General features: G+C 63.8%; 11 protein-coding genes. 6 read left to right on the top strand and 5 right to left on the bottom strand.

The window, feature by feature from the left end:
- Positions 1-29: 29 nt before the first annotated feature.
- Complete coding sequence (locus tag GPZ80_RS34125; protein ID WP_376771741.1) at positions 30-302, bottom strand: ImmA/IrrE family metallo-endopeptidase; 273 nt, start codon at positions 300-302, stop codon at positions 30-32.
- Positions 303-512: 210 nt separating this feature from the next.
- The gene (locus GPZ80_RS27240) at positions 513-884 is read right to left on the bottom strand and encodes a helix-turn-helix domain-containing protein (protein WP_187223943.1); all 372 of its coding nucleotides are present in this window, start codon (positions 882-884) and stop codon (positions 513-515) included.
- Positions 885-1,003: 119 nt separating this feature from the next.
- On the opposite strand from GPZ80_RS27240, the gene GPZ80_RS33875 reads away from it, so the two are divergent.
- The 5 genes from GPZ80_RS33875 (at position 1,004) to GPZ80_RS27215 (ending at position 3,580) form a co-directional block, all read left to right on the top strand.
- The gene (locus GPZ80_RS33875) at positions 1,004-1,192 is read left to right on the top strand and encodes a hypothetical protein (RefSeq protein WP_187223954.1); all 189 of its coding nucleotides are present in this window, start codon (positions 1,004-1,006) and stop codon (positions 1,190-1,192) included.
- 4 nt (positions 1,193-1,196) lie between these two features.
- Positions 1,197-1,478, top strand: a complete 282-nt coding sequence (locus GPZ80_RS33505) for a DUF3892 domain-containing protein (protein ID WP_187223942.1) — start codon at positions 1,197-1,199, stop codon at positions 1,476-1,478.
- A 475-nt stretch (positions 1,479-1,953) separates the two neighbouring features.
- Positions 1,954-2,361, top strand: a complete 408-nt coding sequence (locus GPZ80_RS27225) for a hypothetical protein (RefSeq protein WP_187223941.1) — start codon at positions 1,954-1,956, stop codon at positions 2,359-2,361.
- Positions 2,362-2,954: 593 nt separating this feature from the next.
- Positions 2,955-3,395: a hypothetical protein gene (locus GPZ80_RS27220; RefSeq protein ID WP_187223940.1), complete on the top strand. Its 441-nt coding sequence runs from the start codon at positions 2,955-2,957 to the stop codon at positions 3,393-3,395.
- A complete protein-coding gene (locus tag GPZ80_RS27215; protein WP_187223939.1) occupies positions 3,392-3,580 on the top strand; it encodes a hypothetical protein in 189 nt (62 codons plus the stop codon). The genes GPZ80_RS27220 and GPZ80_RS27215 overlap by 4 nt, the downstream gene beginning before the upstream one ends.
- Before the next feature lie 12 nt (positions 3,581-3,592).
- On the opposite strand, the gene GPZ80_RS27210 is transcribed toward GPZ80_RS27215, so the two are convergent.
- Positions 3,593-4,024: a zinc-ribbon domain-containing protein gene (locus GPZ80_RS27210; protein WP_187223938.1), complete on the bottom strand. Its 432-nt coding sequence runs from the start codon at positions 4,022-4,024 to the stop codon at positions 3,593-3,595.
- A gap of 171 nt (positions 4,025-4,195) precedes the next feature.
- On the opposite strand from GPZ80_RS27210, the gene GPZ80_RS27205 reads away from it, so the two are divergent.
- Complete coding sequence (locus GPZ80_RS27205) at positions 4,196-5,113, top strand: DUF3558 family protein (protein ID WP_187223937.1); 918 nt, start codon at positions 4,196-4,198, stop codon at positions 5,111-5,113.
- 62 nt (positions 5,114-5,175) lie between these two features.
- Here GPZ80_RS27205 and GPZ80_RS27200 read toward each other — a convergent pair whose 3' ends face one another.
- Both GPZ80_RS27200 and lipA read right to left on the bottom strand, forming a co-directional pair.
- On the bottom strand, positions 5,176-5,826 hold the full coding sequence (locus GPZ80_RS27200; RefSeq protein ID WP_187223936.1) for a DedA family protein: 651 nt from the start codon (positions 5,824-5,826) through the stop codon (positions 5,176-5,178).
- A gap of 135 nt (positions 5,827-5,961) precedes the next feature.
- Positions 5,962-6,963: a lipoyl synthase gene (gene lipA, locus GPZ80_RS27195; RefSeq protein WP_187223935.1), complete on the bottom strand. Its 1,002-nt coding sequence runs from the start codon at positions 6,961-6,963 to the stop codon at positions 5,962-5,964.
- Between the last annotated feature and the right edge of the window lie 40 nt (positions 6,964-7,003).

The raw sequence follows: 7,003 nt of genomic DNA, 5'->3' as shown, positions 1-7,003 counted from the left end.
CAACGCATCCAGCCCAGGATGAAAAGGGCTCAGTGATCCGCAACCTGCTGATCCGTCCAGCCTCGCTTCGCCATTGCCAGGGCACCGTCGCTGGGGATAAGAAGTTCGCCAGACAGCTCCGCAGCTTCAACCTCAACCTCAGATGCGGACGAGCGACACGCATTATCGGTGCCAAGCAGGATCTCGAACGGATGCTCCAAAATGACATGCGACATCTCATGGGCGATGGTCGACCTCCGCCTCAATGGATCATGATTGTTGTTCTCAACAATGACATGTCCCGTTCCATATGGCAGCAGCATCGCCGAGAAGACTTTCGGCCGTGTCACACTGAAGTGCTGGAACGCCTCGGGCGTACAACCGCTTTGGTCCAGGTCGAACACCTCGATGCCCCAGCTCTCGGCATGGGCGTACGGATTGAAGGGGTCCAGCACGCCAAGGCCAAGATCTCTACGCTCCGCAAGCGCGATTCGCTTGGCCTCGGCCTTGAAGCCATGTCTTAGTTTGACCAATCAACGGCCCTCGCGGTCAGCTTTTACCTTACGTACGGTGGCTTCTACGATGTCTTTAAGATATTGCTTGTCCGAAGCGCTGAAATCAGGCTGAGCTCGGAGCAACATGGCAAATTGAGCGTTGAAGTCTGGTTGAGGCTGGGCTGTTTCTTGTTCACCCGGAGAAATCATGAACGTCTCAGCCTGTTCGCCGAGCCACTGAACCAGCGCGACAAATCCGTCCAAGTCAGGCCTCTGCCCGTTCCCCATTCTGCTGAGTAGTGAGGGGCTTACCCCTGCCTGCTGTGCAGCCTGCCTCCATGACAGATCTAGCGCTCGACGCTGGGCGTCGAGCGCCTCGTAGAGCTTTACAACATCTATCCGTCCGGTCATCCCATGTTCCTTTGGTCGATGCGCCGCCGTCTGCGTATCAGTCTGGCATCACGCTTGCGGTAGAGCAACACGTGTGTGCTAGCATCGACACGGCGTTGCGGTAGTGCAACGCTGTCTAGGTGATCAGAAAGGTGGCCGTCGACATGGCCAAGAACACCGAACGCGGTTCTCGCGTCGGGGCTGTGCGTCAGCGCAGCCAGACCCTCAACCCGCTTACCCGCCTGTGGACGAAGCGTGGCCCCAACGGCCAGTTCATGGACGGCAAGAGCGACAACAAGCCCTTCAAGGGCGTCACCAAGGAGAACTGACACTGTGGCAATCCGAATCACGGCCATCCGTCTGACGGGCGGCGAAGGTCACGAGCACATCACCCGTCTGTGGTGGATCAACCCCGCGAACAGTAAGTCCGGGGACAACTCACGTGCCGAACTCGTCGCGTGGATCCAGGACGAGGGCGGCAAGGCGTACGTCGAGGACGCTCGCGGAAATCGAGCGGACGTTGGTGTGGTGACCCCTGCGGTCGGCCAGAAGTACCTGCGCACACGCGCCGATGGAAAATGGACGAACAACTTGCTCGCTCTGCCGCGCAAGTAGTTGAGAGGACGTCAAGAACTAGCACCACCGCGCCGTCCGAACCGGCGCGGTGGTGCTATCTCGAAGCTACCGCGCGCCGGCCGTCCGTGGTACCACCGTCAGGGTTTGAGACCGAGACTTGACGTGTCTGATCGAGGGCGCCTCACCTGAGACCTGCTGGACCTTGCCGCGGCGGTCATCGACTATGTGTCGATGTTTCTGGGCTCGGCGTGCTGGGAGTGTGCAGCCAACTCCATGCGCGTTGAGCCTGTCTCGAACGTCGCGATTAACTCCTGGTCGCAGTCCTGCGTAACCGGCAGCCCTGACGGTCAGTGCGTAGAGGTAGCGCACATCGGTAATGGCGCCGCCCAGTGCGCGATTCCAAAAACGTCGACGGCTCGACTCTTGGTGTGGTCAACGCGTTGGTACAGATCGTGAGGATGGGGGGGGTGATGGGTAGCCTGTCCATCGCATTGAACGTAGCGCCAATAACATAGTGAGCGGACTTGCTCTATTTGTCATGGTCGGGACGATTACCGCGCTTCGGAGCCGCTGTGGTGTTCTCTTTGGTCTACGAGCAACGTTAGCGCTGCTTCAAGATGTTGCCAGGCGCGCTGAAAGCGATCCCAGTGGGACGATCACCTATAAACAGCTCAGCGAGCATCTTGCTACTCTCGGGCTGAACGTGCCATATCACGGCCTGATGCCAGACATACCGGACGATGTGTCACGCGAGGAGAACGCCGACGGTCGCGGGTTGATTTCCGCACTTGTGGTCCAGCAGGGCATTGGTTATCCATCGGCACGTTTCTACAAGTTCGCCCGCTCCGAGTTTGAGCGCACAGGCGACAACATACCTCTGTGGCTGAACGAGTGTCGACTTGTTCGGAGCGAATACCAGTAGTCGGCACTCGGCTCTAACGCTACTTTCTTGCGCAACTCGCATTTGTATTGGCAATTCCAGGGTGCGGATTAGCATTGGCGGACTGGTTGGGATAGTGTCTACGGCGGCAGTTGCGGCTATGGGCTTCTTTGCGACCATTCACGCTCTTGCTTCGGCGTACTGTTCCAAGGCGATTGGCGATGCGATTCGAGAGTGGCGAGAGGCAGCCATGGCATGTCGAGTGAGGGCACTCAAGGTCGTACTAAGGTATCGCACGATCGCTAAACATGGAGGTGTATTAGGTCGGCAACCAGAAGATTTGTTTGACGAATTCCAGAAGTAGTTCGACGATGCCGACCCGAACTACCCAAATCAGGCAATTCGGATAACGGACGTCAGGTAGGCAAGCTCGCGCGCTGGATTCCAGTGGTGGGGCTTGTCCCCCACCATTGGTCTCTTATTCAAACCACGCCCGGTGATAGCGATGTCACCGCGCGTGTTGCGTCTCACGCCCGGTGTTCGCATTGCCATCGCCGTAAAGTGCCTGGAAGACGCCCGATGGGCAGTTCCGGCCGGTCGGTTCGTGTCGACCGTCTTGAACCGTGTGGGCGTCAATGGGGAGCGTTCGGTGCGGCGGCCTGGCCGTCAACACCGACGGGACGGTGATCGTCGGAGACGCAAAGACTCCCGAGGGAGTCGCCCACGCGGTGCGGTGGGACACCGCGGGGAAGATCACCGATCTGGACCCCGGCGGGCAGTACCGCAGCGCGGTCGGCGTCAACAACAGCGGCACGGTCATAGCGACCGTGTACGACCCCGGGGTCGGCCCGGAATACGTCGTTCGGTGGGACGCGGACGGAACCCCGATCCGCTTGGAGCCGTTGCCTGGCGACACCTACGTCATGGCTCAGGCGATAAACCGGTTCGACGTCGTGATTGGAAACGCGGCCACGGCGGCGGGCTGGTCGCGCGCCGTGCGATGGGACCGGTCCGGAAGGGCTACCGAGCTGAGCCCCCTGCCCGGCCACCTCTACAGCTCGGCGGCGGGGCGGTGATCGGGACCTCGTCGACCACGACAGGCACGCAGCACGCGGTGTTGTGGGATCGCGAGGGCGCGGCGACCGATCTCGGCACGGTGCCCAGCGACACGGACAGCTACGGCGGATTCATCACCGACGGCGGCCTGATGGTCGGAGTGTCCGTTCTGAACGGCCGTCGTACCGCTGTCCTGTGGCGGTAGAGCAGGTCCTGATCAACGGGTCAACGACGTTCCGCAGTTGTCGCAGAACCGGGCATTCGCGTCGTTGGCTGTGCCGCAGTCGCGGCAGTAGGGGCCGCGTCCGCGAAGTCCGTCACCGACGGCCGACGCGGTGGTGCGCACCGCTTCCTGCGTCTCGTCCGCGACGTATCGGGAGGCGGCGCCGAGGAATCCCGCATTGAGGCACCACGCGCCGATGCCGAGCAGCGGGATACCGACGAAGCACATCCAGAAGCGGGTGGGCCCTTCCGGCAGTTCCCGATCGTCGAACAGATCGGACGAGGCCGCCCTGCCGAAGGATTCGAAGAAGTCGATCGCGCCGGAGATCAGAAAGAACAGGCCGACCGCGACCAGTGCGAGGCCGACGACTCTCAGGACGATCCGTGTCTCGGCGTGGTTGTCCACCGAGCGCTTGCGTGTGGTCATGTTCCCCCATTTTCTGCGCGCGATGCTAGCCCCGGCGGACATCGGTAATGTTTGGATTCGCGAAATCGACATGTGTGCTGACTGGGTGGATTGAGCTGGGGGTTCGGGCGCATGTGGCGTCGTGGTGTTGTGCTGCTCTGCGCTTTGGTGATGCTGGGCGGGTGTACGTCGGTGGTTTCGGGCTCCGCTGTGCCCAATGAGGCCGCAGGCGCGCTGTCGGTCCGGCTGGGGGGTGCTGACGGCGGGCTCGGTGACCTGACCACCGTCGACTTCTGCAGCCTGCTGGACGGGAAGGCGATCAAAGACCTTGTCCGGCACCAGAACGTCGAATTCGGGTCGCTCGACTACTGCGTCCTGTTCGCGGAGGCCGACGGGGAAGACATCCAGGTGAGCGTCGAACTCGTCAACCCGCCGCCGAACGTCCACAACCTCGACCTCGAACGTCGCGCCTGGCTGCCCGATCCCCTGCGCGTCGGGCCGCACGACGACGTCGAAGGTGGGTGTGAGACCGGGATCTTCTTCAAGGACGGCAAAGCGGTGCTGTCGTTCGCGGCGCGGACCCAGCCCGACGACAAGGGCGAGCCGGCGATCGATCAGGATGACCTCTGCGAGATCGCCGACGCCCTCCGGCAAGCCGCCGCGACCGTGATCGTCGAGGGGCGGGTGAAGCACACGGAGTACGCAGCGAACTCGCTCGGTCGGGTCGACCCGTGCACGCTCCTCACGGTGCAGCAGATCGACAAGGCTGTGCCGACGAGCTTCGGGCAAGGGGCAGGCAGTCCGGCCAGGCACCGTTGCACGTGGGGCACGGACGAGGAACTGGAACTCGCCGCCGAGATCAGCGACTGGCCGTTGGACGAGGAATTCTACACCCCGGAGACGATCGCGGGCCGACCATCCTTTGTGTACACCTCGAAAGACGACAGGTTCGCCTACTGCGAAGTGCTGACGGCGAACATCGAGGACGCGCCGAACACCCGCGAGACCATGTCGGTCTACTTCTCCGATGAGATCGGCCAACCGGACCCCTGCGTGGCCGCCCGGACGTTGGCCGCGCTCGTCTGGCCACAGCTGCCCGCCACGTCCTGAGCCACACGGGGGCGGTGCTGGGCGAGGTCGGCGAGCGCTGACCTCGCCCAGCGAAAGGCAGATCAGACGGCGGGTTCGAGCGCCGCTTCCTCGGTGACAGCGGTCTTCTTCTTGCGCTTCTTGACGGTGTGCACGACGACGCCGACGATGACGACCGTGCCGAGCAGGATCAGGCCACCGGTCGACAGTGCGCCCTCGATGCGCTTGGCGGCTTCGCCGAGGGCGGCGCCGATGCCGATGTGGATGGCCGACCAGCAGGCCGCCCCCGCGACCACCGCGGGCAGGAACTTGCGGTACGGCAGCCCGGACGTGCCCGCCGCGGCCGGGGTCAGGGTGCGCACCACCGGCATGAAGCGAGCGAAGAACACCGCCCACGCGCCGCGCCTGCGAAGGATGTCGGTGGCCTTGTCCCAGCCTTCGGTGCCGTACTTCTGGATCAGCTTCGTCTCGCGCAGCTTCGGGCCGAAGCGGCGGCCGATGAAGTAGCCGATCGAGTCGCCGATGCCCGCGCAGACCGTGACCACCAGCCACAGCAACAGGAAACGCGGGACGTTGGTGACGGTCGTCGCGGCGACCAGCAGGCCCGCCTCACCCGGTGCGATGAAGCCCAGGCCGATGGTGCACTCCGCCAGCACCAGACCGCCTGTCGCCGCCACGAGAGCAGGCTGCGGCAGCGCCTGGAGCCATTCGAGCACGTCGGTAACCAAAGCCACGGTCGATCCCCCTCAAGAATCGGCGCCGGACCACCCGGTGCCGCACGAAGTCTCTCGTTTGGAGGGAGCCTGGCATAACAGGGTTCCCCCTGAGATCGGACCGAGATCCGATTCCCGGGTCATCCCGTGGTCTGACTACCGCCTGAGCAGCGCGCTGATCTCCTGGCTGGCCGAGCCCGCCTGCGCGAGGTGCCGCAGGTTCTCCGGGACCTCGTCGCCGCGGTGTTCGACCGCCTGGGTGTAGAGGCGGCCCGCGCGGTACGACGAGCGCACCAGCGGTCCGGCCATGACCCCGGCGAAGCCGAGCGCTTCCGCGGTCTCCTTGTGCTGCAGGAACTCCTCGGGCTTGACCCACCGGTCGATCGGGTGGTGGCGCACGCTGGGGCGCAGGTACTGGGTGATCGTGATGATGTCGCAGCCCGCGTCGTGCAGGTCGGTGAGCGCTTCGGTGACCTCTTCGGGGGTCTCGCCCATGCCGAGGATCAGGTTGGACTTGGTGATCAGGCCGAAGTCACGCGCCTCGGTGATCACCTGCAGCGAGCGCTCGTAGCGGAACGCGGGGCGGATGCGTTTGAAGATCCGCGGGACGGTCTCCAGGTTGTGCGCGAGCACCTGCGGGCGCGAGCCGAAGACCTCGGCGAGTTGGTCCGGCTCGGCGTTGAAGTCCGGGATCAGCAGCTCGACGCCGGTGCCCGGGTTGAGCGCGTGGATCTGGCGGACCGTCTCGGCGTAGAGCCAGGCGCCGCCGTCGTCGAGGTCGTCGCGCGCGACACCGGTGATCGTGGAGTAGCGCAGGCCCATCGCCTGGACCGACTCGGCGACGCGGCGGGGCTCGTCGCGGTCGAGGTCCGACGGTTTGCCGGTGTCGATCTGGCAGAAGTCGCAGCGCCGCGTGCACTGCTCACCGCCGATGAGGAACGTGGCCTCGCGGTCCTCCCAGCATTCATAGATGTTGGGACAGCCCGCCTCCTCGCAGACCGTATGCAGGCCCTCACGGCGGACAAGGCCCTTGAGTTCACGGAACTCGGGCCCCATCTTCGCGCGGGTCTTGATCCACGAAGGCTTCTTCTCGATCGGGGTCTGGCTGTTGCGCACTTCCAGGCGCAGCATCTTCCGACCCTCAGGCGCAACCGTCACGGCGTCAGGCTACGCCCACGATCGGCGTGACCGGTATCAC

Source organism: Actinokineospora xionganensis, from assembly GCF_014323725.1.
GTDB classification, from domain to species: domain Bacteria; phylum Actinomycetota; class Actinomycetes; order Mycobacteriales; family Pseudonocardiaceae; genus Actinokineospora; species Actinokineospora xionganensis.
The sequence above is the reverse complement of the archived record's forward strand: the minus strand, read 5'-3'. Positions and strand labels throughout refer to the sequence as shown.